The sequence below is a fragment of the Mucilaginibacter sp. P4_G9 genome, assembly GCF_056400985.1.
The window spans coordinates 1-2,677 of sequence record NZ_JBFUKF010000549.1 but is presented as its reverse complement, the minus strand read 5'-3'; the positions used below and the strand labels follow the sequence as shown (position 1 = coordinate 2,677).

General features: G+C 46.7%; 2 protein-coding genes. Both read left to right on the top strand.

Annotated features, from left to right (window positions below; translation table 11 throughout):
• Positions 1-280, top strand: a 280-nt coding sequence (locus AC1DPZ_RS25115) for an alpha/beta hydrolase family protein (protein ID WP_477408637.1), incomplete at its 5' end; no start/stop codon positions are given.
• 56 nt (positions 281-336) lie between these two features.
• The gene (locus AC1DPZ_RS25110) at positions 337-2,313 is read left to right on the top strand and encodes a S9 family peptidase (RefSeq protein WP_477408635.1); all 1,977 of its coding nucleotides are present in this window, start codon (positions 337-339) and stop codon (positions 2,311-2,313) included.
• Positions 2,314-2,677: the final 364 nt, after the last annotated feature.

Here is a 2,677-nt window from a genome sequence, read left to right as displayed (position 1 = left end):
GGGTGTGCCCTGGAAAAACGCCGATAAATGGATCCAGCTATCATACCCGTTCTTCCATGCTGATAAAATAAAAACGCCGGTATTGTATATGTCTGGATTGAAGGATTTTAATGTACCCACCATCGGTAGCGAGCAAATGTACCAGGCCCTTAAATCGCAGGGGATACCTACAGAATTGATACTTTATCCTGATTCATTCCACGGTATCACTAAGCCAAGTTACCAGGCTGACAGGCTGCAGCGTTATGTGGAGTGGTATGATAAGTATTTGAAGAAGTAGCCACCGGCCCCTGAAGAGGGGATAGATCACTTTAAGATCAATTGATTTTAGTAATTATGAACAAACACATACTGCTTATCATTACCGCGTTTGCTTTCACGGGTGCTGTCGGCCAAACGGCCAAACGCCCGTTAAAACCTTCCGATGTAAATATCATCCCTACACTATCAGATCCACAGTTGTCGCCAGATGGCAGATGGCTGGTTTATAGCCTATCAGAAGTAGATACAGTTAAGGATAACCGGGTGTCGCACCTGTGGATGCAGAGCTTTGATGGTAAGCAATCCATTCAGCTTACTTACGGAGGCGAGCCGGCTTCGTCGCCTAAATGGACACCGGATGGTAAATCCCTGTCGTTCATATCGGAGCGGGACTCCAAAAATGGGGGCCAGGTTTGGATCATGGATCGGAGGGGAGGCGAGGGACACAAGCTAACCGATATTAAAAAAGGCGGCCTGGAAGATTACGCATGGTCGCCGGATAGTAAAAAACTGGTGCTGGTGATAAAAGATCTTGAAAATGATGGTAAGAAGCCCAAAACAACCCCACCTATAAAGATAGACCGCTACCACTTTAAGCAGGATATTGAAGGCTACCTGCAGCACCTGCACACGCATTTGTACCTGTATGATATCGATAAAAAAAAGCTTGATACGCTAACAACAGGCGATAGGGACGATGAATCGCCGGTATGGAGTCCGGATGGTAAAACTATTGCATTCGTGAGTAACCATACCAACGACCCGGATAAGAACGAAAACCTGGACATTTTTACGGTAGAAGCCAAAGACGATGGCGAGATCAATCAACTTACCACATTTACCGGGCATGATATTGCCCCGCTCTGGAGCCCGGATGGTAAGCACATCGCCTACCTGAGGTCGACCAGTGATGCCAGCTATTATATATACCAGCACGATGTATTATGTATAATGGATGCCGATGGTAAAAACAACAAGGTGCTTACCGAAGCACTCGACCGCCCGGTAAGCGATCATGCCTGGAGCCGGGATAGCAGGAACATAGTTTACCTGGTAAGCAGCGATCGCATCCGCTACATTGCGCAATACAACCTGCTGCTCCGCAAATCAACTACTGTTTATAAGGGTGCCGAATGTAGTTTTGAAAGCCTGATAGGCCATTCGCCGGGCGTTTGGGTAGCCAAAATGACTACGCCATATATGCCGCATGAGCTGGTAGCTATCGAGAACGGCAAGATCAGGCGGCTTACCTTTCACCAGGATAAATGGTTGAGCATGGTTAAGCTGGCGCATGTAAAAGGTTTCCAGTCGTTTAGCAGCGATGGTACGCTGGTTTCTGGCATATTGTATACGCCGGATACAGTAACTAAAAAGCTGCCTTTTATCCTGTATATCCACGGCGGACCAACAGACCAGGACGAATTTGAGTTTGACATGATAAGGCAAACCCTTGCATCGGCAGGCTATGCGGTGGCTGCCGTTAACTACCGTGGCAGCACCGGCAGAGGCCTTGATTATACCAAAGCCATTTATGCCGATTGGGGTAATAAAGAGGTGCAGGACCTGTTAGGAGCCGTTGACGAGCTGGTGAAAACCGGCGTTGCCGATAAAGACCACTTAGGAATTGGCGGCTGGAGCTACGGCGGAGTCCTTACCGATTACACTATAGCTACCGATACCCGTTTCAAAGCCGCATCCAGCGGAGCGGGCAGCGCTTTGCAATTAGCCATCTACGGATCCGACCAATGGGTGGTGCAATATGATAATGAGCTGGGTTTCCCATGGAAAAACCCCGAGAAATATATCAGGTTATCGTACCCCTTTTTTCATGCCGATAAAATTAAAACGCCTACGCAGTTCATGTCGGGCTTAAAGGATTTTAACGTGCCAACCGGTGGCGGCGAGCAAATGTACCAGGCCCTGAAATCGCTGGGCGTACCTACGCAAATGGTGCTTTACCCGGGCCAGTTTCATGGTATAAGTGTGCCAAGTTACCAGGTGGATAGGCTGCAGCGGTATATCGATTGGTATGATAAGTACCTGAAATATTAGCCCGCAGGTGTTCCACCGGAACGCCTGGTACGCCCCGAACGGTGTGGAACGCCATTTGTGCTGATAGTCAGCTGTTTAGTGTTTATTGAAAACAGGGGTGGAACACCTTTGTGTTTGATTATCAGTTAATTGGTTTTTAAGGAAATAATAGGTTCTTCGCTTTATCAGGTTAAAAGGGATAAAAATCAGGAGTGGGTTCTCCATAACAAATATTAGATTAACATCTGCAAAAATCAAGAAAAATCAAGAAATATATAAATCACACCAGGGATAATTTATTTATGGAATGGGAGATATATTTAAAAGGTAACCTACGCAGTTTCAAAAACTTCGTAGGTTACTCTGCACCTATGCAAACACAACC